The organism is Rothia sp. HMSC061C12, assembly GCF_001815755.1.
Lineage (GTDB): Bacteria > Actinomycetota > Actinomycetes > Actinomycetales > Micrococcaceae > Rothia > Rothia mucilaginosa.
Genome location: NZ_KV821867.1, coordinates 307,978 through 334,617, shown reverse-complemented (window position 1 = coordinate 334,617; position 26,640 = coordinate 307,978). Strand labels below are relative to the sequence as shown.

Genomic DNA, 26,640 nt, shown 5'->3' with positions numbered 1-26,640 from the left:
ACACACCAGAAAAGAACCAACAATGATGTTCAACCGTACTTCTATTGCCGCGCTCTCTGCGGCGATGATGCTCACCCTGTCCGCTTGTTCCGGCGGCGCGCAGGTCAACGCAGAATCGAGCGCTTCCACTTCCGCGAGCACTGAATCCGCAAGCGCCGAAGCTTCCGCAACCCCCACTCCTTCACCTACCCCGACCGGCCCGTCTGGCTCCGAGATTGTACTGGTTCGCCCGAGCGTGGACACCAATAATGATTCGAAGGAAGCTGAAAACGCGGCGCTTGTCGCAGCGTACGCCGTATTGGACCAGCATCTACGTGTTAAGAACGCATGGGTGCATGGAGATCTGGAGCATACCAGCGATGAGGAACTATTGCAGTATGTAGATAAGCGCATTCTTGAAAGCGTTAAAAAGCAGGTAGAGTCTATGCGTAAGCTCGCTGTATCCGCTCCTGTGGAAGGCGATATTGTTTTCCGTGATGTTCGCTTTCCCTCTATCTACAGTTTGGAGCACTCTGACGGTTCTAAGCCGTCGCAGCCTAACGCTGGTATAGCCATCACCTACTGTGAAGATACCAGCAATATTCGTATGTCTGACGGGCGTAGGCTGAACGCCAGCCAAACACGGAGGATTTTTATCGTTCGACGTGATGACGGGGCATATGTTCTCGGCAGTACCGATATTGAGCATGAAGGTTGTGACTATGAGGTAGACGAGGTTGTCTAACCTCCGCCCTTAATCTAATGGGACGCATATCGGGCACACGGGGAGGCTACCCCCGCCTGTGTTGCTCGATATGCGCCTCCAGCAGTCACCGTTTCATAGCCGTCTTTTGGCGGCACAACCACACACCAGAAAAGAACCAACAATGATGTTTAACCGTAGTTCTATTGCCGCGCTCTCGGCGGCAATGATGCTCACCCTGTCCGCATGTTCTGGCGGCTCGCAGGTCAACGCAGAATCGAGCGCATCCACTTCCGCGAGCGCTGAATCGGCAAGCGCCGAAGCTTCCGCAACTCCCACTCCTTCGCCTACCCCGACCGGTTCTGAGGTTGTCGAAATCCGTGCCGCCGTTGACACCACCGTTGACTCAGAAGAAGCACGAAAAGCTGCAGGAGAAGCTGCTAAGCAAGTGCTGGAACAGGACGTGCGCCTTCGGAATGCCTGGATGCAGGGGAACCTGGAACATACCAGTGAAAAGGATCTCGCTAAGTATATGGAACCGAAGGGCGTTAAAAGCACCCTGGATGGTTTTGCGGACTTACGTGAAACACTTCAGGAAGGGCCGTTCAGTGGGCAGATTGAAATCCGCGATGTAGAAGTAGTCGAAGTATCTGCCTCAACGGACCAAAACGGGCAGAGCACCCCTAACGCCGTTGTTCGTGTGCAGTATTGCGAAGACTGGGGAAGCCTTCGCTGGCCAACCGGCGAACCTATTGTTCTTGATGATTCTCTCGCAACAGAGGAAATGCGCGAGAACATTATGATTCGTCGACCTGACGGTGTGTTTGTGATTCAGAGTGGCCGCAAAGTTCAGGGTGACTGCAAGCCCTCGCAGCACTAACGCTTTCAGAAATGGGAAGGTACTTGAAGTACATCTGAGTGTGCTTCAACTACCTTCCCACTTCTATTTTTGGCCTCATGCTATAGACGTGCTTCTTCAATAGGTGCTTCTGATATCCCCGCAGCCCCCTCACCGTGAGCGGTCTCTCGCCGAACCTGAACGTAGCCTGTGAACTGTGGTACCCTACTAGAAGCACAAAACCTTTAAATCCGTCCCGTGAGGCGGGGAAGGAGACGGCTATGCCTGGGTCAACTGTACCCACATCCGGCGCGAATCAGGGGCGAAATCTAACCGCAGCCCCCCATTCGGCAACCCCTCAAAGCACCTCCGAGGACGCGACCACCGTCGGTCGCACCATCCTCAGCGAGGACGAAATCCGCCGCGCCCTCACCCGCATCGCCTACGAAATTATTGAAACCAATAAAGGCGTAGAAAACCTCGTACTCATCGGCATCCGCTCCCGCGGCGTGCCCCTCGCCGTACGACTCGCAGCCCGCATCCAAGCCATCGAGCCGAACTTCAACGCAGAAACACGAATCGGCGCCCTGGACATCACCGCCTACCGCGACGACCAGCGAACCGGCGGCACCACCTCCCCAGACACCGCAGGGGAAAGCATCATGCCCACCATCGGCATTGAAGGCAAAACCGTAGTCCTCGTTGACGACGTCCTCTACTCCGGCCGCACCGTACGCGCCGCCCTCGACGCACTCAACGCCCACGGACGACCCGCCCTCGTACGCCTGGCAGTCCTCGTAGACCGCGGACACCGGCAACTACCCATCCGCGCCGACCACGTGGGCAAAAACCTGCCCACCAGCGCCAGCGAAACCGTGCGCGTCGTACTGACTGAAACCGACAACGCAACAGACCGAGTTGACATTATCCAGCTGGGAGGGCTCTCATGAAGCATCTGCTCGACACCCGCGAACTAACCCGCGAAGAAGCCATCGAAATCCTTGACGTCGCCGACTACATGGCGCAGGTCAAAGCCGAAAACCGCACCCTCAACGTGCTCAACGGCAAGACCGTCGTCAACCTCTTCTTCGAGGACTCCACCCGAACCCGCCTCTCCTTCGAAGCCGCAGAGAAGCGCCTGGGCGCCGCCGTCACCAACTTCTCCGCATCTGGCTCCTCCCTGTCTAAGGGCGAGTCGCTCAAGGACACCGCGCAGACCCTCAAAGCGATTGCCGCGGATGCGTTCGTGATCCGCCACTCGGCATCCGGCGCACCGCAGCGCCTCGCCGAGGCAGGCTGGACCGACATCCCCGTACTCAACGCGGGCGACGGCACCCACGCACACCCCACCCAGGCACTGCTCGACGCCGTATCCCTGCGCCAGTACAAGGCAGAACGCGACGGCCTCGACAGCCCCCGCGGCACCGACCTGTCCGGCATGCGCGTGCTCATCGTCGGCGACATCCTGCACTCGCGCGTGGCACGCTCCAACCTCTGGCTGCTGACCACCCTCGGCGCGCAGGTCGTCTTCGTCGCACCGCCGACCCTGCTGCCGCTGAACACCGCCTCCTGGGTTGAAGAAGCCGGCGTAGAAATCTTCCACGACTTCGACGAAGCCATCGCCACCAACCCCGACGCCGTCATGCTGCTGCGCATCCAGAAGGAACGCATGAACGCCGCGTACTTCCCCTCCGCCGAGGAGTACACCGAGCTGTGGGGCCTGACCGCCGAACGCTTCGCAACCCTGCAGGCACAGCCGCAACCGGTCGCGATTCTGCACCCGGGCCCCATGAACCGCGGCCTGGAAATCTGCGCCGAAGCCGCCGACGCCACCAACTCCTGGGTCCTGCGCCAGGTCAGTAACGGCGTGGCGCTACGCATGGCGGTGCTCTACCTGCTTCTCACCGACGGCTCCAGCGCCAAGCTCTACGCCGGCGACGAATCCTAAACGACCTTCCTAACGAGAGGAACCAACACCATGAGCAAGTACCTGATTAAGGGCGCAAGCCTCTACGGCGAAAAGGTCGCCGACATCCTCATCGAGGACGGCGTGATTAGCCGCATCGCAGAGAACATCGACGCCGCAGACGCACAGGTCGTCGAGGCGGCAGGCCAGGTGGCACTGCCCGGTCTGGTCGACATCCACACCCACCTGCGTCAGCCCGGCTACGAGGCATCCGAAACCGTTGAGACCGGCACCCGTGCAGCAGCCCTGGGCGGCTACACCGCAGTGTTCGCCATGGCAAACTCCATGCCCGTGGCAGACACCGCCGCAGTCGTTGAGCAGGTTGACCGCCTCGGCAAGGAATCCGCATGGTGCCGCGTGCAGCCCATCGGCGCAGTAACCGTGGGCCTGAAGGGCGAGCGCCTCTCCGACATTGGCGGCATGGCGAACTCCACCGCGAACGTGCGCGTGTTCTCTGACGACGGCATGTGCGTGTACGACCCCGCCGTGATGCGCCGCGCCCTCGAATACGTCAAGACCTTCGACGGCGTTATTGCGCAGCACGCGCAGGAGCCGCGCCTGACCGAAGGCGCCCAGATGAACGAAGGTAAGGTGTCCGCTGATCTGGGTCTGACCGGTTGGCCCGCTGTCGCTGAAGAGGCAATCATTGCCCGCGACGTGCTGCTGGCTGAGCACCTGGACTCTAAGCTGCACATCTGCCACCTGTCCACCAAGGGCTCCATTGAGGTTGTGCGCTGGGCTAAGTCCCGCGGCGTGAAGGTGACCGCGGAGGCAACCCCGCACCACCTGCTGCTCACCGACGAGACTGCACGCACCTACGACCCGATTTTCAAGGTGAACCCGCCGCTGCGCACCGAAGAGGACGTCATGGCGCTGCGTCAGGCTGTTGCTGACGGCATCATCGACGTGATTGGTACCGACCACGCACCGCACCCGGCAGAGACCAAGGAATGCGAGTGGGCGTGCGCCGCGAACGGTATGACCGGTCTGGAGCAGGCACTGTCCATCATCCAGATGACCCTGGTTGACACCGGCATGATTACCTGGCGCGATGTGGCACGCATCCTCTCCGAGGAGCCCGCGAAGATTGGTCGCCTGGACCACGAGCAGGGCCGCCCGCTTGCCGAAGGCGAACCGGCAAACATTGTGCTGGTCGACCCGAAGGCAACCCGCGTGATTAAGCCGGAGGAGCAGGCTACCAAGGGTAAGAACAACCCCTACCGCGACATGGAGGTGCCCGGCTCGATCCGTGCAACCTTCTACGCTGGCCACCCGACCGTGCTGAACGGCGAGCTGGCAACCCCGCGCCGCTAAACCCGCGAGGCGAACGCACGTGGTGACCGTGCCTGGCGGTGGTAGGTTCACGCCTGCCACCGCCTCGCCGGGAGCACCGCCCCCAACCTCACCAACCCAGGCCGAGATCATCGACCGAGACCCCAACCGAAAGAGAGAACCTTCGTGGGAAAGTTCCTGACCGCCATCATCTGCATCGCCCTGGTCGCCCTGTGCATCTACGGCATGTGGCACGGATGGCGCTCGCGCCTGGCACGCCAGGCGAACATGTTCGGCTCCCTCAAGGAAGTTCCCGAACGCTACGAGGGCATGACCGCTGACGCCGCTTTTGAGGGCGAGTACGTCAGCACCACGATCTTCGGTAACTGGCTGGACCGCGTGGGTTTCGATTCGCTCGGCTTCAAGAGCAAGTCCACCCTGCTGATTTACCCGGACAGCATCATCTTCACCCGTAACGGAGCGAAGGACCTGTGGATTCCGGCGAAGAAGCTCGCCGTCATCACCACCGACCGCGGTATGGCGGGCAAGGTTGTGGAGAAGAACGGCCTGGTCGTGATTGGTTGGACCCTGGACGGTCACCGCGTGCAGACCGGCTTCCGCACCCGCTACGCCGAGGACAAGCAGGCGGTACTGCAGGAGCTGCGCCGCATCGCCCCGAACGCGGTGGATGCGCCCGAGAAGTGGACGGCAGAACCGGAAGCCTAAATCCCGGTGTAATATCCCTGCGCACCCACACCCATAGATTTTGCCTGAGGTCAGGCGAACACCCGCCGAAGGCACCATAGACTACCCCGGAACCTGCACGGTAGAGGCCGTACAGGAAGCGGGGGAGAACACCAGAGAAAAGGAAGAAGAGCATGACTGACATGACACGATCCGGCGCCCTGCGTACGGACCGCGCGCTGCTCGTCCTGGAGGACGGCACCGTCTACCGCGGCTACGGCTACGGCGCAACCGGCGCGTCCCTGGGCGAGGCGGTTTTCTCGACCGGTATGACCGGCTACCAGGAAACCCTGACCGACCCCTCCTACGCGGGTCAGATTGTGGTTCAGACCGCTCCCCATATCGGCAACACCGGCGTGAACACCACCGACGCTGAGTCCCGCAAGATTTGGGTTGCCGGCTACGTGGTTCGCGACGCAGCACGTGTGGCATCCAACTGGCGTTCTGAGCGCACCCTCGACGAAGAGCTCATCGAGCAGGGCATCGTCGGTATTCAGGGCATTGACACTCGCGCCCTGACCCGCCGCCTGCGTTCGAGCGGTTCGATGCGTGCGGGCGTGTTCTCCGGTGAGCACGCAGAACGCCCCGAAGCTGAACTGCTGGAGGAGGTGCGCGCCTCCGAGCCGATGGCTGGCCGTAAGCTCGCTGACTCCGTTTCGGTTGACACCGCCTACACCGTTGAGCCGCACCAGTTCAACTGGTTCGCACCCCCGGTCGCAACCATCGTCGCCCTGGACCTGGGCATTAAGTCGATGACCCCGCAGCGTTTCGCTGAGCGTGGCGTGCGCGTGCACGTGCTGCCCGCAAGCGCAACCCTCGAGGACATCTACTCCCACAACCCCGACGGCGTGTTCTTCTCCAACGGCCCCGGTGACCCGGCAACCGCTGACGAGCAGGTTGAGCTGCTGCAGGGCGTGCTGCGTAAGGGCACCCCGTTCTTCGGCATCTGCTTCGGTAACCAGCTGCTCGGCCGCGCCCTGGGCTTCGGCACCTACAAGCTGCCCTTCGGCCACCGCGGCATCAACCAGCCGGTCATGGACAAGACCACCGGCAAGGTTGAAATCACCGCGCAGAACCACGGCTTCGCTGTGGACGCGCCGATTGGCGACTACGTGACCGCACCGAACGCTGAGTTCGGTCAGGTCATGGTCTCCCACGTGGGTCTGAACGACAACGTGGTTGAGGGCCTGACCTGTAAGGACATCCCCGCGTTCTCCGTGCAGTACCACCCCGAGGCTGCCGCGGGCCCGCACGATTCCGCCTACCTCTTTGACCGTTTCATCGACCTGATGGTCGCAACCAAGACTGCAAAGGAAGCATAAATGCCTCGTCGTACTGACCTTAATAGCGTCCTCGTCATCGGTTCCGGCCCCATCGTCATCGGTCAGGCAGCGGAATTTGACTACTCCGGCACTCAGGCACTGCGCGTGCTGAAGGAGGAGGGCGTGCGCGTCATCCTCGTGAACTCGAACCCGGCAACCATCATGACCGACCCCGAGTTCGCGGACGCCACCTACATTGAACCCATCACCCCCGAGGTGATTGAGAAGATCATCGAGAAGGAAAAGCCGGACGCAATCCTGCCGACCCTGGGTGGTCAGACCGCGCTGAACGCGGCTATCTCCCTGGATGAGCGCGGCGTGCTCGCCAAGTACAATGTTGAGCTGATCGGCGCGAACATTGAGGCGATTAACCTCGGTGAGGACCGTGAAGCATTCAAGGGCGTGGTGGATCGCGCCGGCGGCGAGTCTGCACGCTCGGTGATTGTTCACTCCATGCCGGAGGCGCTGGAAGCCGCTAAGGAGCTGGGCTACCCGATGGTGGTCCGCCCCTCCTTCACCATGGGTGGTCTCGGCTCAGGTATGGCGTACAACGAGGAAGACCTCTACCGTATTGCTGGCGCCGGTATTCAGTACTCGCCGACCAGCGAGGTCCTGCTGGAGGAGTCCATCCTCGGCTGGAAGGAATACGAGCTGGAGATGATGCGTGACACCAACGACAACGTCGTGGTCGTCTGCTCCATCGAGAACTTCGACCCCGTGGGCGTGCACACCGGTGACTCCATCACCGTGGCACCCGCACTGACCCTGACCGACCGTGAGTTCCAGAAGCTGCGCGACATCGCGATTAACGTGATTCGTGAGGTTGGCGTGGACACCGGTGGTTGTAACATCCAGTTCGCGATTGACCCGAAGACCGGCCGCATCATCGTCATTGAGATGAACCCGCGCGTGTCTCGTTCCTCGGCGCTCGCGTCGAAGGCTACCGGCTTCCCGATTGCGAAGATTGCGACCAAGCTGTCCCTGGGTTACACCCTGGATGAGATTCCGAACGATATCACCCAGAAGACCCCGGCGTCCTTCGAGCCGACCCTCGACTACGTGGTCGTGAAGGTTCCGCGCTTCGCGTTTGAGAAGTTCCCGGCTGCTGACCCGACCCTGACCACCACCATGAAGAGTGTTGGTGAGGCTATGGCTCTGGGCCGTAACTTCACTGAGGCTCTGCAGAAGGCGATGCGTTCGCTGGAGCAGAAGGGTGCGTCCTTCTCGTTCAAGCCGCTGTCCCTGTCTGAGGCTGAGCTGGCTGAGCTGGTTGAGAAGACTAAGGTTGCGACCACTCAGCGTATTTACCAGGTTCAGCAGGCTCTGCTGGCCGGTGCTACCGTGGAGCAGCTGCACGAGGCTACCAAGATTGACCCGTGGTTCCTGGATCAGCTGGTGCTGCTGAATGAGGTTGCCGGCGTGGTTCACGCTAAGCGTGACAACCTTGACCCGGAGACCCTGAAGCTGGCTAAGCGTCACGGTTTCTCGGACGCTCAGATTGCTGAGATTATCGGCTCTTCTGAGGATGTCGTGCGCGGTGTTCGCCACGCTCTGGGTATCCGCCCGGTCTTCAAGACTGTTGACACCTGTGCAGCCGAGTTTGAGGCGTTCACTCCGTACCACTACTCCTCCTACGACCTGGAGGATGAGGTTGCTCACCACGAGAAGCCCTCGATTATGATTCTGGGTTCGGGCCCGAACCGTATCGGTCAGGGTATCGAGTTCGACTACTCCTGTGTGCACGCTTCGCTGGTGCTGCGTTCGCTCGGTTACGAGACTGTCATGGTCAACTGCAACCCTGAGACTGTTTCGACTGACTACGATATTTCGACTCGCCTGTACTTTGAGCCGCTGACCCTTGAGGATGTGCTTGAGATTGTTGAGTCGGAGCGTCGTACCGGCGGTCTGATGGGCGTGTTCGTGCAGCTGGGCGGTCAGACTCCGCTGAAACTGGCTCGTGCCCTGAAGGATGCGGGCGTGCCGATTCTGGGCACCACCCCCGAGGCTATTGACCTGGCTGAGGACCGCGGCGAGTTCTCCCGCGTGCTGGAGGAGGGCGGCCTGATTTCGCCCAAGAACGGTACCGCGTTCACTTTCGAGGGTGCTAAGCGCATCGCTGACGAGATTGGTTACCCGGTTCTGGTTCGTCCTTCGTACGTGCTGGGTGGCCGTGGCATGGAGATCGTCTACGATGAGGCGAACCTGGCACGCTACCTGGAGAACGCTACCGAGGTTTCGCCTTCGCAGCCCGCTCTGATTGATAAGTTCCTTGAGGACGCTATCGAGATTGACGTTGACGCCCTGTTCGACGGCGATGAGCTGTACCTGGGCGGCGTCATGGAGCACATTGAGGAAGCCGGTATTCACTCGGGTGACTCTTCCTGTACTCTGCCTCCGATTACTCTCGGCCCGGACATCATCGCGAAGGTGAAGGACGCTACCGAGAAGATTGCTCGCGGCACCGGTGTGCGCGGCCTGATTAACATTCAGTTCGCGTACGTGTCTGAGAACCTGTACGTGATTGAGGCGAACCCGCGTGCGTCTCGTACTGTTCCGTTCGTGTCGAAGGCTACCGGCGTGCAGATGGCTAAGGCTGCTGTGCTGATTGGTCTGGGTAAGAGCATTGCTGAGCTGAAGGCTGAGGGCTACCTGCCGTCGAACATGGATGGCGCATCCCTGCCTGAGGAGACTGCGATTGCTGTGAAGGCTGCGGTTCTGCCGTTCGCTCGTTTCCGCACCCCGGAGGGTGTTGTGGTGGATTCGCTGCTGAGCCCGGAGATGCGTTCGACCGGTGAGGTCATGGGTCTGGATAAGCACTATGACACCGCGTTCGCGAAGGCTCAGGCTGGTGCTGGTTCGCCGCTGCCCACCTCCGGTAAGGTGTTCATTTCGGTGGCTAACCACGATAAGCGTAACGTCATTATTTACGCGAAGATGCTGGAGTCGCTGGGCTTTGAGATCGTTTCGACCGGTGGTACCGCTGAGATTCTGCGCCGTAACGGCTTGAACTCGGTGATTGTGGCTTCGAAGTTCGCTGAGGCGAATGGCGACCACTCGATTGTGGACATGGTCCGCAACGGTGATATTGACCTGATTCTGAACACCCCTGCCGGTGGTGCTGCTCGTAGCGATGGTTACGAGATTCGTGCTGCTGCTGTTTCGGTGGGCTGCCCGGTCATGACTACCATTTCTGAGTTCGCTGCGGCTGTTCAGGCGATTAATGCTCTGCGTGAGCACAGCTGGGACATCATGAGCCTGCAGGAGCACGGCGTTCAGCTGGCTGCCGCTGTGGATGCTCGTTCCGAGGGTGGCGAGGCGTAATGTCCGCTGCTTTTGGTGATCGTCTGGCGAAGGCGATGGCGGAGCGCGGCCCGCTGTGTGTGGGTATTGACCCGCATCCGAACCTGCTGGAGCAGTGGGGTCTTGAGGATTCTGCTGCCGGCCTGGCTGCTTTTACTGAGGCGGTCTATGAGGGTTGCGCACCGTTTGCGGCGGCGTTGAAGCCTCAAGTGGCGCTGTTTGAGCGTCACGGTTCAGCTGGTCTTGCTGTGCTGGAGGCGCTGTTTGCCCGCGCTGCCGCTGATGGTGTGCTGATTGTTGCTGACGCTAAGCGCGGCGATATCGGTTCGACCATGAAGGCGTACGCGGATGCGTGGCTCGGCTCGTCTTCGCCGCTGGGTACCGATTCGGTGACTTTGAGCCCGTATCTGGGTTTTGAGTCGCTGCGTCCGGCGCTGGATTTGGCTGATGAGAATGACCGCGGCACTTTCGTGTTGGCGCTGACCTCGAACCCTGAGGGTAAGAGCGTTCAGCACGTGGGCGCGTCGGAGTCTGGTCATTCTGGCGAGTCTGAGGGTCATTCCGGCGAGTCTGGGGGCGCTGTGGCTAAGCGTATTATCGCTGCGGCTACCGCTGAGAATGCTTCCCGCGAGTGGGAGCAGATGGGCCCGTGCGGCCTGGTGGTTGGCGCGACCGTTGGTCAGGCGCTGGTTGATTTGGGTATTGACCTGGGCGTGTTCAACGGCCCGATTCTGTCGCCGGGTTATGGTGCGCAGGGCGCTTCGGCGGCTGACCTGTACCGCGTGTTTGCGGGTGTTGAGTCGCAGGTGCTGGTGAATTCCAGCCGTGGCGTGCTTGCTGCTGGCCCGTCGGTTGAGGGTTTGGCGCAGGCGGCGCAGGCGGCTCGTGATGACCTGTTGGCGGCTCGCGGCGCGTAGTTCGCGTGTTGTGTGAGAGGGGCGTGTGCTCCGGGTGGATTCTGTTGAGGGTCTGCTCGGGGTGCGCGCCCCTTTTGCATACCCCCTGTGTGTGCCTGTTTTATCGCATTTTTTCGGTACATCCGCATGCATAATTTTGCCGCCGCCCGCTCGCGCCGATGCGAGTTTGCTCACCTCTGTAGCGGGGGAGTGCGCCCGCTCTATGAGGTGCGTGCGTGGCTCCACTTTTGATAGGGCGAATACTCCGCTATGCTATAGGGGTACTCCCTAATATTTACGTGCTGACGTGCGTAGACGCATTGTTGGTGCGAGGGTGAGTGCCGCGGGTGGAACGAGGTTTCTCGTGCTATCCGTGATACATTAGTTGATAAGTAAAATTCTATAACTCGCAGAAATGGGGGACCCAACCATGCCGCTGACTCCGCTAACTGAGGATGCGCGCGCCTCCGCCCGCGAGAAGGCAGTACTTGCCCGAGCACACCGCCAGGAAATTAAGCGTGCACTGAGTGACCGTGAACTTTCCGTGCGTCAGGTGCTCGATATGGTCGATTCCGACCCTGCACTGGCTAAAATGCCGGTGGGGCAGATGCTGCGCGCACTTCCGGGCATTGGTGCCGTTCGAGCTGAACGCATCATTGAAGAACTTCATATTGCACCGACTCGCCGCCTTGGCGGCCTGGGTGTACACCAGCGTCGCAAGATGGTGGAGTACTTCAACCGTAATTCGCGGTATTTGAACCGTGCACGTCGCAGGACTAATACTCTGCCTCCTGAATCTTCTCAGTCCTAACACATCGTGCCTTCAGCCGATGAAGGCGCAGTAAGGAAACTATGTCTCAGCCGACTCTCACCGTACTGGCTGGCCCCACTGCTGTTGGCAAGGGTACGGTGTGCCAGTACATTCGTGAGAACTACCCGAACGTGTGGTTCTCTGTTTCCGCTACCACTCGTGATCCTCGCCCCGGTGAGGTTGACGGTACTCACTACTATTTCGTTTCGATGGAAGAGTTTGACCAGATGATCGCTGACGGTCAGATGCTTGAGTACGCTGTGGTGCACGGTAAGAATAAGTACGGTACTCCGCGCGCTAAGGTCCAGGAGGCCCTGGATGCTGGCCGCCCGGTGATTCTTGAGATTGACCTGCAGGGTGCTCGCCAGATTCGCGAGACCATGCCTGATGCTCGCCTGGTTTTCTTGGCTCCTCCGAGCTGGGATGAGCTGGTGTCGCGTCTGGTGGGTCGAGGTACCGAGAGTGAGCAGGAGCAAGCTCGTCGCCTTGAAACCGCGAAGGTTGAGTTGGCTGCTGAGAAGGAATTTGACGTCACGGTCGTCAACGACTCTGTTGAGCGTGCAGCGAAGGAGATTGCTGAGCTGATTGGCGCCGCCTAATCTGCATGCTTTGCGTTCGCGGTGGGGCTAGAGTTTCTTCCGACCTGTAGTTCTGCCGTGAGGCGTTGTGAAGGGTGGGGGTTTCGAAGAGTTTTCTTCGGGCCCCTACCTTTTTTGGCTGGGCTGACACCTTTTGTCTGGGCTGGTACGTGCGTTTTAGCCGTTGAGAGGGTAGAATAGTTCTTTAGTTTTGACCGTGCCCTCAGTGCGCCCGGTTTGCGCCATTGCGCGAACGGTGCGCGGGGGTGTTCGGTACGTACATTCCATCAAGCTATTTGGAGTTTTTAGTGGCAAACGAAATCAAGGAACACGAGGACTACAACTTCGTTGACGGTGTCGCTCCCGAGGGCATCGTGAGCCCCAGCGCTGACGCGCTGATTGAGAAGGCGGAGTCCAAGTACGGCCTGGTGATTTTCGGTGCCCGCCGTGCACGCCAGATTAACGCGTACTACGCTAACCTGCAGGACAATACTGCTGCGCACGTTGGCCCGCTGGTTGACGCTGAGTCGAACGAGAAGTCCCTGTCGGTGGCAATGCGTGAAATCATTGCTGACCGTGTTGTGGCGGAGCACCGCCCGGACGCTAAGTTCGACGAGGACGGCTACCCGATTCCCGAGGATCTGTCCGCTGTGATTGATTTCAGCGCGGCTGAGTTCTCTGGCGCTATCGAGGAGGAGTACATCCCCGCAGGTAGCGAAGAGGTTATTGCTATCGAAGAGGTTATCCTCGACGAGTCCGCTGAGTAATCTGCTTCTACAAGGATTCTTTGACGTACCATGCGCATTATCGTTGGTATTGGAGGGGGCATTGCTGCGTATAAGGCGGCGATGCTCCTTCGTCTTTTTGCGAAGAATGGCGACGAGGTAATCGCCATGCCCACCCCGAACGCGACGAAGTTCGTGGGTGTTCCCACTCTGGAGGCGCTGAGCGGCAACCCCGTCTCAACGGATGTGTTTGACCGTGTGCCTGAGGTGAACCACGTGCGCCAGGCTGAACAGGCTGACGCTGTGGTGATTGCCCCGGCGACTGCTGATTTGCTGGCTCGTTTGGCGGCTGGTCGTACGGATGATCTGTTGTCCTCTACGGTGTTGACGACGCACGCCCCGGTGATTTTGGCGCCGGCGATGCACACCCAGATGTGGGAGCATCCGGCGACTCAGGCGAATGTGCAGACTCTGCGTTCGTGGGGTTATCACGTGATTGAGCCTGCGATTGGGCGTTTGACGGGCCCGGATTCTGGTTCGGGTCGTATGCCAGAGCCGGAGGATATTTTCGCGGTGGCTCTGGATGTGATAGCGCGCTTCCCGAAGGGGCAGGTGCACCCGGTGTACACGCCCGGTTACGCGCCGACTGAGCCCCTGTACACGGGTACGGAGCAGGAGCGTATGGCGGCGGCGCGTCAGGCGACGCTGACCTCGGCGCTACTCGGTCAGGACGCTAACGTTTCTGCAGATGCATCTGGTTCGCTGGGTAGCCCGCTGGCCGGTCGCCTCGTGGTCATTACCGCCGGCGGCACCCGTGAGGCGCTGGACCCGGTACGCTTCCTCGGCAACCGTTCGACCGGCAAGCAGGGCGTGGCGCTCGCGGAGGCGGCACGCGACCTGGGCGCGACCGTGCACCTGATTGGTGCGAACCTTGAGGTTCCCGCGCCGGAGGGTGTGCAGGTGACCCGTGTGGTGAGTGCCCTGGAGTTGCGTGAGGCGACCCTGGAAGCGAGCGCGGTGGCGGATGTGCTGATTATGTCCGCGGCGGTGGCTGATTTTAGGCCCGCCGAGTTTGCCGAGTTCAAGATTAAGAAGAGCGCCGACTCTGAGGATGCGCCGGTGATTCAGCTGGTGCGCAACCCGGATATTCTGCGTGAGGTCGTGGTGCGCCGCCAGCAGGCTCGTGAGGCGGGGGAGAGCACCCTCGGTCCGAAGCTCATTGTTGGTTTTGCGGCGGAGACCGGTTCGGCGGAGAAGACTCCGTTGGAGCTGGGTCGTGAGAAGCTGCAGCGTAAGGGCACGGACTTCTTGGCGGTCAATACGGTGGGCGTGAATCGTGGTTTCGGCACGGACGATAACACGATTACGCTGCTGTCGACTCTGAATGATGAGGCGCCGGTGTTCTCCGGTTCGAAGAAGGAGCTGTCGGTGCGTCTGTTGGAGCATGTGGCGGCTTTCCTGCCTGAGCTTTCTGGCTAAGAATCCTCATGCGTCCGCGTAGCTACTCAGCTGGTGCGCGCTTGCTTACATATCTTCAAAGCCCGTGCGGTACTTCCTGGGGGAGGTATCGTGCGGGCTTTGCTGTACCCGCTGGGAGGTTGCCAGCGCCTCCATCTACTAATCCTTGGGGGAGCATTATGCGCAAGCACTTGTGATGCGGGTTTCTTTCTTCTGGGGTTCCTTCCGAGGTTCCGCCGGGGGAGCGTCTCATATTTCTGTCATACTGGTGAAATTTCTGACCGTACCCCTGAACCGTCAGATAAAGGTCTTGTATCATGGCATAGAGAGTATTTCGCGTTGAAGGGGAAGAAGCACCATGCCCGTGAATCAGAGCAAGCCCGCCACGGTACAGTCCGCCCAGAGTGAGGAGCGTCCTCAGATTCTGGTGATCACCGGTATTTCCGGTGCAGGCCGCAGCACTGTCGCAAATGTACTGGAGGATGAGGGCTGGTACGTTATCGATAACATCCCGCCGCAGATGCTCGGTTCCCTGGCTGAGCTGGTGACCCGCGACGGTGCACGAGTTCCGAAGGTGGCGCTCGGCATTGACGTTCGCGCCCGCGCACTGTTCTCCGATCTTCCCGCGGCGATTGAGACTCTGCGCAAGTCCGATATTGACTTCTCCATGCTCTTCCTTGACGCCAAGGACGAGACCATTATTGCCCGCTACGAGGCTCAGCGCCGCCCGCACCCGCTGCAGGGTGAGGGCCGCGTCCTCGACGGTATCCGCGCTGAACGCACTCTCTTTGAAGGTCTGCGCCTCGCTTCTGACCGCACCATTGACACCACCGGCATGAACGTTCACGAGCTGGCTCGTACCGTGCGTGAAATGTTCGCTGAGGGTGCGGATAAGAAGCTGAACCTGACCGTGATGAGCTTCGGCTTCAAGTACGGTGCGCCTTCGGACGCTAACTACATGGCTGATATGCGTTTCATCCCGAACCCGCACTGGGTTCCGGAGCTGCGCCCCCTGACCGGTCAGGACGCCCCGGTACGCGACTACGTGCTGGAGCACGCCGGCACCGAGGAGTTCATCAGCAACTACCTTGCGGCTCTTCGCCCCGTGCTTGAGGGCTACCGCCGTGAGGGCAAGTACTACGCCACCATCGCAATTGGCTGCACCGGTGGTAAGCACCGTTCCGTGGCTGTGACGGAGGAACTGGCTCGTCGTCTCTCTGCTTTCGGTGAGCTGAACGTGAATGTTCAGCACCGTGACAAGGGCCGCGAGTAAGTTTTTCCCGGCGCGTCCCAACCACCGCGTCGTGTTTCATTAGCCGCCGTCCGGCCCCGCACACCGTGGGGCCGGCATACCATTCCTTCCGGGTATGTGAGGTATTACTATGTCTACCCATTCGACCAGTTATGACACTCAGGGTATTCCGCGCCTGCCGGCTCTGCCGACTCAGGCTTTGCGCTTGTTGAAGACCACGCACCGTTCGCCGAAGGTTACGGCGATGGGCGGCGGCCACGGGCTGTACGGTTCCCTGTCTGCGCTTCGCCACGTCACGCCTGATTTGACGGCTGTTGTGACGGTTGCTGACGATGGCGGCTCGTCGGGTCGTTTGCGTGAGGAGATGGGTATTCTCCCTCCCGGAGATTTGCGTATGGCGCTTTCTGCGCTGTGTGATGACACCGATTGGGGTCGCACGTGGCGTGATGTGATGCAGCATCGTTTTAGCGCGCCTGAGGGGTATGAGGGTGAGTTCCCGCTGGATTACCATGCTCTCGGTAACCTGCTGATTGCGACTCTCTGGCAGCTGCTGGATGACCCGGTTGCCGGCCTGGACTGGGCGGGTGCCCTGCTGAATGCGCGCGGCCGCGTGTTGCCGATGGCGCTGGATCCGATGGTCATTTACGGTACCGTGCTGCGTGAGCATAATGGTGGCGGTATTGAGCGCGTGAAGGTGGTCGGCCAGGTGAACCTCTCGAAGGAGGAGCGGGTTCACGATATTGGTCTATCTCCCGCAAATGCGCGTCCTTGCCCGGAGGCGCTCTCCGCTATTGAAGAATCCGACTGGATTGTTTTGGGTCCGGGTTCGTGGCGTACGTCGGTTCTGCCGCATCTGCTGTTGGATGCTCAGCGTGAGGCGATTATCCGCACGGAGGCGCGCCGCTGCGTGGTCATGAACCTCTCCGACGATAAGGAGACGGTCGGCTTCACCCCGGCGACGCACCTGGATTTGTTGCGCCAGTACGCCCCGAAGCTTCACCTTGACGCGGTGATTGCTGACGCTGACATGCAGGCTGATCACCGTTCCGAGCTGGAGCGTGAGGCTTCTGCGATGGGTGCGAAGGTTGTGTGGGCGCATCTGCGTTCGAGCTCCCAGCCGAATGTGCACGACCCGCTGAAGCTTGCGGCTGCGTATAACGAAGCGTTTGAGCTGAGCTCCTAGGTTTACTGGCTTGGGTTTGCTGCTCAAGTGTGTTGCTTGAGCTGGCTGTTATGTGCGCCCTTTTTCCTGATTTTTAGACTTAAACACTACGCCTAGAAGGACCTGTTCATGGCATTAACCACGCTCGTCAAGGACGAACTCGCCAACTACGAGGCAACGAAAGTCTCTGCTCGTAAGGCAGAAATCTCTACGATTCTGCGTTTTACCGGAGGCCTGCACATTGTCTCGGGGCGAATCGTGGTGGAGTCTGAGGTCGACCACGAGGCAACCGCCCACCGCATGCGCCGCACCATCGCGGAGATTTACGGCCACGACTCTGAGCTGACCAGCGTCAGCGGTGGTGGCCTGCGTCGAGGCGGCCGCTACATTGTGCGCGTGGACCATGGCGGTGAGGCGCTGGCTCGCCAGACCGGTCTGCTGGATCTGCGTGGCCGCCCGGTGCGTGGCCTGCCGCCGGCTGTGGTGAACGGCTCCCTGCAGGACGCCGAGGCGGTCATGCGCGGTGCGTTCCTTGCGCACGGTTCGTTGACTGAGCCGGGTCGTTCCTCCTCCCTGGAGATTACCTGCCCCGGCCCGGAGGCGGCGCTTGCGCTGGTGGGTGCGGCTCGTCGCCTGGACATTATTGCGAAGGCACGCGAGGTACGCGGCACCGACCGTGTGGTGGTGCGTGACGGCGAGACGATTTCGCAGCTGTTGGAGCGTATGGGTGCGACTGGCACCCTGACCACGTGGCGTGAGGCGCGCACCCGCAAGGAGGTTCGTGCGACCGCGAACCGCCTTGCGAATTTTGATGATGCGAACCTGCGCCGTAGCGCCCAGGCGGCTGTTGCGGCGAGCGCCCGCGTGGAGCGTGCCCTGCAGATTCTGGGTCATGAGGCGCCGGATCATCTGCGCTATGCCGGTGAGCTGCGTGTGCTGCATAAGCACGCGTCGTTGGATGAGCTGGGTCGTCTGGCTGATCCGCCGATGACGAAGGACGCGATTGCGGGCCGTATTCGCCGTCTGCTGGTGATGGCTGATAAGCGTGCTTCGGAGCTGGGCGTTCCGGGTACTGAGCTGCCGCGCGAGGACTAGGCGAGGACTAAATTCTGGTCTTGCGCGGGGCTGACTGCGCGTGTGGCTAGGTGTGTGGCTGAGGTGTTTGTGACGGTTTTATGACAAACCCGAACCCGCCGTTTTTGAATAAAAACCGCATATTTTTCAAAAATGAGCCTGTGGATGGCTTCTTTCTCGCTGTACGAGGGGAGTTATCCACAGGTTCTTTGTTCGCGCTCGTGCGTTCGCGCGCGTGAGCCTAGGGTAGGGGTATGACGAGCATGACCCCCAACCACGAGCAGAACCACCTGCAGAGCCCGAGCGCTGTGCCGAACAACGGCGCAGCGCAAGACAACGCACCCCAGCAGGGCGGCGCGCAGCGTAGCGCCCGCTCCCTGATGAACAGCCTCTACCGTAGCCCGCGCGCCCGCAAGAACGGTGCGCCGGATGCTGAGGACACAGTGCCGCTGGCAATCTCAACTGAGGTAACGCCGGTGGAGACAGATACCGAGGCGTCGCAGGGTGAAACCTCTCAGCCCAAGACTAACCAGCCCGCACCTACCAGCCAGTCCGGCACTAGCCAGCCCGAGGCATCCCGCCCGGAGTCGAACGGCTGGGCTGACTGGGACCAGCAGCCCGACTGGAACGAAGTGGACGACTGGGCGGAATGGGAGCAGGCCGATCAGCCCGGCACCACCCGCAGTACCCGTTGGGGCTTGTCGCCGCGCGTGCTGCTTCTCGTGGCGGTGTTGGCGCTGGTTGCCGTGGTGTGGGGTGTGACCCAGTTTTCGGCGGCGCCGCGTGCCGAGCAGTTTGCCTCCCCGAGTGCTTCCGCTGAGTCGGTGCAGGCGGTGGGTGCCCAGCAGAGCCCCGGCACCCAGTCGACCGCCCAGCCGAGTGCTAACCCGAGTGAATCCGCGCAGGGTGGCGCCTCCGGTGAGGCTACCGTGCGGGTGCACGTGGCGGGTGCCGTAAACAACCCCGGCGTGTACACCCTGCCCGCGCAGGGCCGCGCCGTGGATGCGATTGCCGCCGCCTCCGGTGCCGCAGCGGATGCTGACCTGGACCGTGTGAACCTTGCCGGTGCGCTGAGTGACGGGGTGCAGATTTATGTGCCGCATCGCGGTGAGACGGCTGCTCCGGCGCAGATTCAGCCCAACGGTGGCACGGCGAATGCGGGTCAGGCTAACGCGGCGAATGGTGCAGCGCAGAACGGCGCTTCGCAGGGTGGCACGCAGCCTCAGCCTGCGCGCACGCTGACCGCTTCGGGGAGCGCACAGAAGGGCTCAACTCCGGTGAACATTAACACCGCCACCGCTGAGGAGTTGCAGAGCCTGCCGCGTATTGGCCCGGCGATGGCTCAGCGCATTATTGCTTGGCGTGAGGCGCACGGCGGTTTCCGCAGCGTGGATGAGCTGGATGCGGTGCCCGGTATCGGCCCGTCGATGCTGGAGAACCTGCGTCCGCTGGTGACGGTCTAATGCTTGCATGGAACCGCCGGGAGCCTACGCCGCAGGGGCGCCCTTCGCGAGGCAAGCAGGCATCTGCGCGAAAGCCTGCTGCACTGCAAAAACCCAGCGCACCGCAAAAGCGCGCGTGGCAGACAGGGGAGCTCTTTCCCGGCTCCTCGCGCCTCACCCGGTCGCTGGCTATGGCGTATGACCGTGCCCGCTACCGTTGGAGCATCGGTGCTGAACGGTGGCGTACCCGCCGCGACGAGCAGGAGCTGCGCGCCCAGGGAAGCCTCATTCACCTGGACCTTCGCTTGACGTTCACGGTGCTGATGCTGTGGGTGTTTACCGCGGCAGCGCTGACCGTGGGCACGTGGCGGGTGATGCATCCGCTGGCGTGCGTGCTCATTGCCCTACTGGGGTGCCTGGCGATTCTGCTGTTCTTTCCGCCGCGTGCGGTGATGCCCTATAGCCTGCTCTTTCGCACGACCGGTCAGCTGGTTTTCCTGGCGTGTATCGTGACGGTTCAGGCGGTGCTTCTGTGCGCTACGGGGGTGGATGCATCCCGCGCCACCCTGCAGCAGGCGCAGGGTGCCTCGCTTCGTTTGAATGGCACGGTGGAGCAGGTACGCCGCGTGGATCCGCGCACTACTCTGGTGGTCATTAAGCTGGAGGAAATTCAGGGGCGGAGCGTGCGTGCGCTCGTGAATGAGCGGGTGCGCGTGTACCGGCGTGACGGTTCGGCAAAGAGCGCTGCACAGCGTCCGGAGGTACGTTCGGAGGCGAGCTCGGCTGGTAGCGTTTCTGCGGCTAAGCATCAGGGGAGCGGCGCCGCGCGCTCGCGGGCGATTTATCCGGGGATGAAGGTGACCGCTCTCGGCACGGTGGAGTTCAACGGCTCCACGGCAAAGCTGAGCGGCGCAACTATTTTCCCGATGCCCGCACCCGCCTACGGCGCCGGGTCGAACACTATTACTCGCGCCGCGGAGGAGCCGTACCTGTCCACGCTCAAGGAGCATCTGCGCACCCGCGCCCTGGACACCCTCGGCACGGAGTCGGCGGCACTGGTTTTGGGCACCGCCTACGGGGATGATTCGCTGATGAGTTCGACCGCTCGTGAGGACTATAAGCTCAGCGGGCTCAGCCATATTACGGCGGTGTCCGGGGCGAATATTGCCATTGTGTTTTTGGGCGCGTACCGGCTGGTGTTGGCGATTCGCCCGTACCGCCTCGCCAGCGCATACCTGCTGCTTCGTTCCTGGATGCAGCGGTTGCGGGGGAGAGGCACGGGTCGTTCTCGCCGCCCCGCCCACCCCCATCAACTTGCCCAGTTTCAACAACCTACCCCGCCAAACGCCCACACCCTGCCGCCGCTCGTGCACCGGCTGAGCACCCTCGCCATTCCGCACCGCGTCATGGTGCTGTGCGGGGTTGCGGCGGTGCTCGCCTACGCCATGCTGCTGGACTCTGAGGGTTCCGTGATTCGTTCCCTCGCCATGGGTCTGCTCGGTGCTTACGCGATGCTGCGCGGTTCGGGTCGCCAGTCGCTTGCGGCTCTTCAAACCACGGTGCTGATGTGTCTGCTTGCCGCCCCGCACCTCGCCGTGGATATGGGGTTCGCCCTGTCGGTGACGGCAACCTCCGCGCTGATTCTGCTGGGCCCGCCGCTGATTCGTCTGCTCATGCGCGTCATGCCGGTGTTCTGCGCGGAAATGCTCGCCGCACCGATTGTGGCGTCCCTGTGGTGCACTCCGCTGATTTTGGCGATGAGCGGTAAGGTACCGCTCTATTCGGTTCCGGCGAACCTGGTTGCGGCTCCTTTGGCGCCGCTGAGTATGCTCGCCGGGCTGGCGGCGCTCGGATTCATGCTCCTGGGTCTGCCCACTGCGGCGGATCTGTGCCTGCGTGCCGGTGGTCTTGCCGCGCAGGGCATCGAGTGGGCGGCACACACTGCCGCGCACGCGCCGGGTAACCCGTGGGAGCCCGGTTCGAACGTGCCGGCGGTGGTGTGTAGCGCCCTCTGCGTGCTGGCGTTGAGCGTTGCCCTCTGGTGGGTGGATGCGCGCCGCTACCGTGCGGTCACGCACCGGCAGTATTTGCGGGTGGTACCGCAAACCGCGCCCTCCTATCAGCGCCCCAATCAGCCCGCCCGGTCTTAACCGACTAACCCTGACCGACTACCCCTAACCACCGCTAGGAGGCATCTGAGAAGAAAACGCTATGATGGATACTCGAGACTCTACCCGCGCAGCACCCCGTGCGCAGCGGGGCCGAGTTCAGCCCGTACCCTGCAGATAAAGGCGAGTGATATGCGTGTCCGAGCGTAAGCGTTCAACCCAGCGTGGCGGTTCCCGAGGCTACGCCCGCCGAGGCGGCCCCGCCCTCGACACCGCGTGGCGTACCGTCACCCCGGCACCCGCCGTCATGCTCTACGGCCCGGAGGAGTACTTCGCCTCCCGCGCTGCGGCACGCCTGCGTGAGCTGTTCCGCAGCATCCACCCGGAGGTGGACCGCGTTCAGATTAACGCCGCCACCTACACGGCGGGGGAGCTGATTCTGCACGCTTCGCCCTCTCTGTTTGGTTCGGCGAAGATCATTGAGGTTGAGAACGTAGCCTCCATGAGTGACGAGTTTTTGACCGATACGCTCGCTTACCTGAACGCCCCCGAGCCGGACATCATGCTCATTCTGAACCACTCGGGCGGTAACCGCGGCAAGAAGCTCATCGACATGGTGCGCTCCCAGTTCGTGCTCATTAACTGCAAGGCGCTCAAGACCGACCGTGAGAAGAGCGAGTTCTTGGCGGGGGAGTTCGCAGCAGCTCAGCGCCCGATTACCGGCGGCGCCCTGGCGTTGCTGACGGCCGCCGCATCCGACACTGCGGAGCTTGCCGCCGCATGCCAGCAGCTGCTCTCTGACGTGCCCGGCGACATCACCGAAGAGGCGGTGAACCGCTACTACGGCGGCCGTACCGAAGTCACTGCATTCCGCGTGAGTGACGCCGCGATTTCCGGTAACGCCCCGGAGGCACTGCGCCTGCTCCGCCACTCCCTTGCCACCGGCACAGAGCCGATCCCGATGCTCGGCGCGCTCGCCATGCGCATCCGCAATATTGCGCGCGTGCACCACGTGCGCATGAGCGCTAACGAGCTGGCGCGTGAGGTGGGTATGGCGCCGTGGCAGGTGGAGCAGGCTCAGCGTGACGGCCGTCGTTTTACCGGCGCACAGTTGGCGCATATTGTGCAGCTTCTGGCTGATGCTGACGCCCAGCTGAAGGGCGAGTCGCAGGACGCCGTGTATGCGGTGGAGCAGGCTGTTTTGGCGATTGCTCTACCGCCGCGCCTGTAGTGCATAATAGAGCCCATGCTCGAAATTCTGAAGAAAATTTTCTTTGCCCTGCTGCCCTTCCTGCAGAAGGCGGCAGAGGATGCCCTCAACGACGCTACTGCGTCTAAGGGCGGCTCCGAGTCCTCCCAGAAGAGTGAATCCCGCAAGGATGATTCTCGTCAGGGTGAGGCTCGTACCTCCGGCTCTTCGGCGCCTAAGCCGAGCGCCCCGAAGCCTTCCGCGTCGACTCGTTCGGCAAGCACCGCCTCCGCTTCTGCGGGTTCGGATTACCCGGGCGATTACCGCGACATGATTGACTTTGAGTACTCGCCCTCCATGGATGGCGACGCTGACCCGGGTGAAATCGTGTGGACGTGGGTTCCCTTCGAGGAGGACCACTCGCAGGGTAAGGACCGCCCGGTGCTTCTGGTGGGTCGTGACGGTGAGTACCTGCTGGCACTGATGATGACCAGCAAGGATCACAATAACCGTGAGCACGCTGACCCGAACTACCTTGATATTGGTTCGGGTCCGTGGGATCCGCAGGGCCGCGCTTCTGAGGTGAAGCTGAACCGTGTGATTCGTGTTCGCCCGGATTCGATGCGCCGTGAGGGTGCGATTATGCCGGAGGATACGTTCCGCCTGATTGAGCGTGCGTGGACTCGCCATAACGGCTAACGCCCTGTGCCGGTAGTTTCACCGGCGGCCGGTGCGGATTATCTGCGCCGTATGTGGAGGCTGCGTGTAGTGGTTTTCACAGTATTTTTCTCTCCGCGGGGGTCTGTCGTGGAGGCTGTTCATCTGGTATTATGTGTGGTTGAGTGTCCGATGGTCATCGGGCACTGCTGGCCGGTTGCCATAGGCATCCCCACGCCGCTCAGTCGATGATCGGCCAGCGTCGCCCTCACCGACCAATAAGACAAAACAGAAAGTTTAATTGTGGCTAACATTAAGTCTCAGAAGAAGCGTATCCTCACCAACGAGAAGGCTCGCCTGCGCAACAACATTGTGAAGTCCGAGCTGAAGACCGCGACCCGCAAGGTCAAGGCTGCTGTTGAGGCACAGAACAAGGAAGCTGCTGTTGAGGCTCTGCGTTTTGTGAACCGTAAGCTGGACAAGGCTGTTTCCAAGGGTGTTCTGCACAAGAAGACCGCTGCAAACAAGAAGTCCGGTCTTGCTACGCTGGTAAACAAGGCTTTCTAAAACTTGCGGGGTACGTGAGTACCTCTCTGGTTTAAGGGCAGAGACCCCCTGTGTTCCCCCTCCTCTAAGGGGAACGCAGGGGGTTTCTTTATGCCTAATTCTTGGCACGGATTCCCTGCCCAGATTCGGGGAGGCGCCCGCCCGGTGACGAAACCGCTTGCGGGTCGCGGAAGAGCCCGTATAGTGGGAACTATCAGCGGCACCGCACACCGCCCGCGCCTGCATGTAGCGCCCTAAACGGCGTTGCACATAGCGCCGGTGTGGGCACACATTTTTTGCATATTATCAGGAGGTTCCCCATGAGTAGCGAGATCGCAGAAGAAGCTTACGATTATCGTGAAGACCCTGAGTATTGGCGTGCTCCGTTCGATTTTACGAAGCCCATATCTGATGCAAATACTCCAGAGGGGTGGATGCGTGCTGAGTTGAAAGGGCGTTTTTTCAACGCTCCGGTGGCACGCCCCGGTGCCGAATATGAGTGGGGTTTAGCAGAGATTAAGCGTAGGAACGAAGCTAAGGAATTCCCCTTCAAATATAGCGAAGTAACCAGGTTGTATCGTGAGAAGGTAGCTAATGGTGAGTTGCCGGATGTTTATGCTGGCACTCCATACGATTTGGCGCTTCTGCCTTTCTAGAACTTGCGGGGTGCGTGAGTGCCTCTCTGGTTTAAGGGCAGAGACCCCCTGTGTTTCCCCTCCTCTAAGGGGAATGCAGGGGGTCTCTTTTTGCCCGAATGGTTTATTTATTGTGGGTGTTTACCCGTTATAAAGTTGTGAGTAAATCGCAATCAATCTATGTACCTGATGACGCTCTCTGAACTATAACCTAGTTGTCATTAGGCACAACTAAAATTAGAGACTCATTCAGAAAGACCCTTACCAGTTTTAACCTTAAACTGGTTAAAAATAGATTTATGATGCACTCGACCTATTTTGTAGGAGGTTGGGATTACGTTCAATTGGGACGCAGAGGATATTATCCCGCCCCTCGATTCGGAGGCGCAGGTTATCGTCCCCACTACAATAATTTAGGTTAATTTTGACCATCTCGCGGGATTGAAACTCCTTAACAATCTCTTCGCGATCTAGTTCCTCAAACTGGTATGAGTTCACCACATCAAGAACCTTAATAGGACCCATAGTGACATTACGTAGACTAAAGGTTGCATCCCCTCCTACATGAGTCAGTTCAAACTCAGGGACCAGTAGGCTGGCTGCGATCTTAGACTGCGACTGGGATTGACTCTGCTGTTCAGTGACAATCTGTTTCATCTGCTCGAGTGACTTCTCAACCTGTTCGACTCGTTCCTCTGCAGCCTGTGCAGAACGCTGAACCGCCGTACACATATCTAGAGTAGCTTGGTGCGCAGCCTCAGCTTTTTCCTTAGCTTTCTTCGATTTGTTGGACAAGTACCATGACACCACTGTGAAAATGAGAGAAAGGGTCGCTGCACCCGCAGATACCCAGGCAGGAATATTATTCATGCCAATCATTTTACATTTATCACACTTACAGGGTTAGTCCAATCATGATGATGACCTTGGGTTGGGCATAATTACGTAGCAGGTAGCTGGTCATATTGATTGCGTACATGGAACGCCCGATAAGTACCCTACCAGTCCCAAATCATGTCGCAGAAATCCGAATATGGGCAAAATAATTCTCGTAATTTGTGATGCAAATATGATGAATGTACCCTGTCGCGGTAATTTTTCTAGGCGCCTCTGCCTCAGAATAAGGCAAATAGATGGCCCCGTACCTGTATCGGTACGAGGCCATCTATTAGGAGTCAGCGGGTCTCTCCGTCAGTAGGGCATATACCAGCACGAATAGTGATTTAGTCAGATTCACCTGGAATCTGAATGTAGATAGGTTCGTTATGTCCCTCAATCTGAAGAATTAAATTTGATGGTAAGGGCTTCCCCATCACACCACCTAGAAGGACGTCGAGTGATTCACCTGGGTTGAACTGCTGGTGAATATCATCGCACCGGAAAAATTCATCCTGATTCACAACCTTAATCACATTCAAAGACTGCTTAGTAATATTTTGTAGCTTATATCGTAATCCTCGGACATGTGTCAGCTGGAATTTAGGTCGCCACAGATTGGATGCAATATCAGCCTGTGACTGGGATTGGCTCTGCTGTTCAGTGACAAGCTGCTGCATCTGCTCGAGTGACTTCTCAGCCTGTCGGACTCGTTCCTCGGCAGCTTCACGCGCAAGCTCAGCCTGGTTAGCCTGTTCTTCTGCAGCCTTTGCAGAACGCTGAGCCGCATCACGCATATCTAGAGCTGCCTTGTGTGATTCCTCTGCTTTTGCCTTCGCTTCCTTAGAACCAATAGCCTGCCGCCTTGTATAAATGGCCGCAACGACGGTAGCAAGTGCTGATATGCCAGAAATAAGATTTGCTATAAATTGTGAATCCATACCAGTCATCATAACCAGTCACACCCCACCTGGGGCGGGACACAGGGCAACAGATGAAAGGCTAAACGCAACTGCTGGTGAGTGATGTGTTCGTCTCTGATGACTCGTTACTGAATTTTTATGCCCAATCCTATGCAGGCGCCCGCCCGGTGACGAAACCGCTTGC

The 26,640-nt window shown here is 60.1% G+C and carries 24 protein-coding genes; 22 read left to right on the top strand and 2 right to left on the bottom strand.

All coding sequences use genetic code 11. The annotated features are described in order from the left end of the window. The 22 genes from HMPREF3055_RS05835 to HMPREF3055_RS05730 all read left to right on the top strand — a co-directional run. The coding region (locus HMPREF3055_RS05835) for a methyl coenzyme M reductase subunit gamma (protein WP_210399379.1) at positions 1-724 on the top strand (724 nt) is incomplete at its 5' end. A gap of 142 nt (positions 725-866) precedes the next feature. Then, complete coding sequence (locus HMPREF3055_RS05830; RefSeq protein ID WP_239664819.1) at positions 867-1,562, top strand: methyl coenzyme M reductase subunit gamma; 696 nt, start codon at positions 867-869, stop codon at positions 1,560-1,562. Between the two features lie 239 nt (positions 1,563-1,801). Beyond that, positions 1,802-2,470 carry a bifunctional pyr operon transcriptional regulator/uracil phosphoribosyltransferase PyrR gene (pyrR, locus tag HMPREF3055_RS05825; RefSeq protein ID WP_049345471.1) on the top strand — a complete coding sequence of 223 codons (669 nt, stop codon included), beginning with the start codon at positions 1,802-1,804 and terminating at the stop codon, positions 2,468-2,470. Beyond that, the gene (locus tag HMPREF3055_RS05820; protein ID WP_070738469.1) at positions 2,467-3,468 is read left to right on the top strand and encodes an aspartate carbamoyltransferase catalytic subunit; all 1,002 of its coding nucleotides are present in this window, start codon (positions 2,467-2,469) and stop codon (positions 3,466-3,468) included. Before pyrR ends, HMPREF3055_RS05820 begins: the two co-directional genes overlap by 4 nt. A 30-nt stretch (positions 3,469-3,498) precedes the next feature. Further along, the gene (locus HMPREF3055_RS05815) at positions 3,499-4,800 is read left to right on the top strand and encodes a dihydroorotase (RefSeq protein WP_070506251.1); all 1,302 of its coding nucleotides are present in this window, start codon (positions 3,499-3,501) and stop codon (positions 4,798-4,800) included. A 144-nt stretch (positions 4,801-4,944) separates the two neighbouring features. Next, positions 4,945-5,484: a PH-like domain-containing protein gene (locus HMPREF3055_RS05810; protein ID WP_070604312.1), complete on the top strand. Its 540-nt coding sequence runs from the start codon at positions 4,945-4,947 to the stop codon at positions 5,482-5,484. 152 nt (positions 5,485-5,636) lie between these two features. Next, positions 5,637-6,824, top strand: coding sequence for a glutamine-hydrolyzing carbamoyl-phosphate synthase small subunit (carA, locus tag HMPREF3055_RS05805; protein ID WP_049327218.1), 1,188 nt, complete (start codon positions 5,637-5,639; stop codon positions 6,822-6,824). Then, positions 6,825-10,145 (top strand): carbamoyl-phosphate synthase large subunit, encoded by a 3,321-nt coding sequence (gene carB / locus HMPREF3055_RS05800; protein ID WP_070666530.1) that lies wholly within the window; start codon positions 6,825-6,827, stop codon positions 10,143-10,145. Continuing rightward, on the top strand, positions 10,145-11,041 hold the full coding sequence (gene pyrF, locus HMPREF3055_RS05795; RefSeq protein WP_070666533.1) for an orotidine-5'-phosphate decarboxylase: 897 nt from the start codon (positions 10,145-10,147) through the stop codon (positions 11,039-11,041). Before carB ends, pyrF begins: the two co-directional genes overlap by 1 nt. Before the next feature lie 409 nt (positions 11,042-11,450). Then, on the top strand, positions 11,451-11,831 hold the full coding sequence (gene mihF / locus HMPREF3055_RS05790) for an integration host factor, actinobacterial type (protein WP_005505949.1): 381 nt from the start codon (positions 11,451-11,453) through the stop codon (positions 11,829-11,831). A gap of 41 nt (positions 11,832-11,872) precedes the next feature. Further along, the gene (gene gmk, locus HMPREF3055_RS05785; protein WP_060824757.1) at positions 11,873-12,430 is read left to right on the top strand and encodes a guanylate kinase; all 558 of its coding nucleotides are present in this window, start codon (positions 11,873-11,875) and stop codon (positions 12,428-12,430) included. 287 nt (positions 12,431-12,717) lie between these two features. Beyond that, positions 12,718-13,176, top strand: coding sequence for a DNA-directed RNA polymerase subunit omega (gene rpoZ, locus HMPREF3055_RS05780; protein WP_044150418.1), 459 nt, complete (start codon positions 12,718-12,720; stop codon positions 13,174-13,176). Positions 13,177-13,206: 30 nt separating this feature from the next. Continuing rightward, the gene (locus HMPREF3055_RS05775; protein WP_070738468.1) at positions 13,207-14,613 is read left to right on the top strand and encodes a bifunctional phosphopantothenoylcysteine decarboxylase/phosphopantothenate synthase; all 1,407 of its coding nucleotides are present in this window, start codon (positions 13,207-13,209) and stop codon (positions 14,611-14,613) included. A gap of 337 nt (positions 14,614-14,950) precedes the next feature. Continuing rightward, positions 14,951-15,865, top strand: a complete 915-nt coding sequence (gene rapZ, locus HMPREF3055_RS05770) for an RNase adapter RapZ (RefSeq protein WP_049337430.1) — start codon at positions 14,951-14,953, stop codon at positions 15,863-15,865. A gap of 109 nt (positions 15,866-15,974) precedes the next feature. Continuing rightward, complete coding sequence (gene yvcK / locus HMPREF3055_RS05765) at positions 15,975-17,027, top strand: gluconeogenesis factor YvcK family protein (protein WP_049345462.1); 1,053 nt, start codon at positions 15,975-15,977, stop codon at positions 17,025-17,027. A 108-nt stretch (positions 17,028-17,135) separates the two neighbouring features. Continuing rightward, the gene (whiA, locus tag HMPREF3055_RS05760; protein WP_005505961.1) at positions 17,136-18,101 is read left to right on the top strand and encodes a DNA-binding protein WhiA; all 966 of its coding nucleotides are present in this window, start codon (positions 17,136-17,138) and stop codon (positions 18,099-18,101) included. A 233-nt stretch (positions 18,102-18,334) separates the two neighbouring features. Then, positions 18,335-19,543: a ComEA family DNA-binding protein gene (locus HMPREF3055_RS05755; RefSeq protein ID WP_070738465.1), complete on the top strand. Its 1,209-nt coding sequence runs from the start codon at positions 18,335-18,337 to the stop codon at positions 19,541-19,543. 170 nt (positions 19,544-19,713) lie between these two features. Next, on the top strand, positions 19,714-21,672 hold the full coding sequence (locus HMPREF3055_RS05750) for a ComEC/Rec2 family competence protein (protein WP_246826903.1): 1,959 nt from the start codon (positions 19,714-19,716) through the stop codon (positions 21,670-21,672). Between the two features lie 154 nt (positions 21,673-21,826). Beyond that, positions 21,827-22,861 carry a DNA polymerase III subunit delta gene (gene holA / locus HMPREF3055_RS05745; protein ID WP_070738463.1) on the top strand — a complete coding sequence of 345 codons (1,035 nt, stop codon included), beginning with the start codon at positions 21,827-21,829 and terminating at the stop codon, positions 22,859-22,861. A gap of 15 nt (positions 22,862-22,876) precedes the next feature. Further along, the gene (locus HMPREF3055_RS05740) at positions 22,877-23,518 is read left to right on the top strand and encodes a type II toxin-antitoxin system PemK/MazF family toxin (RefSeq protein ID WP_070738461.1); all 642 of its coding nucleotides are present in this window, start codon (positions 22,877-22,879) and stop codon (positions 23,516-23,518) included. A 261-nt stretch (positions 23,519-23,779) separates the two neighbouring features. Next, positions 23,780-24,043, top strand: coding sequence for a 30S ribosomal protein S20 (rpsT, locus tag HMPREF3055_RS05735; protein WP_049360830.1), 264 nt, complete (start codon positions 23,780-23,782; stop codon positions 24,041-24,043). Positions 24,044-24,342: 299 nt separating this feature from the next. After that, positions 24,343-24,678 (top strand): hypothetical protein, encoded by a 336-nt coding sequence (locus tag HMPREF3055_RS05730; RefSeq protein ID WP_070593333.1) that lies wholly within the window; start codon positions 24,343-24,345, stop codon positions 24,676-24,678. Between the two features lie 276 nt (positions 24,679-24,954). Here the strand turns inward: HMPREF3055_RS05730 and HMPREF3055_RS05725 are convergent, their stop codons facing one another. Both HMPREF3055_RS05725 and HMPREF3055_RS05720 read right to left on the bottom strand, forming a co-directional pair. Beyond that, positions 24,955-25,536, bottom strand: a complete 582-nt coding sequence (locus HMPREF3055_RS05725; RefSeq protein ID WP_141758474.1) for a hypothetical protein — start codon at positions 25,534-25,536, stop codon at positions 24,955-24,957. A gap of 344 nt (positions 25,537-25,880) precedes the next feature. Next, on the bottom strand, positions 25,881-26,486 hold the full coding sequence (locus HMPREF3055_RS05720) for a hypothetical protein (RefSeq protein WP_070738457.1): 606 nt from the start codon (positions 26,484-26,486) through the stop codon (positions 25,881-25,883). Positions 26,487-26,640: the final 154 nt, after the last annotated feature.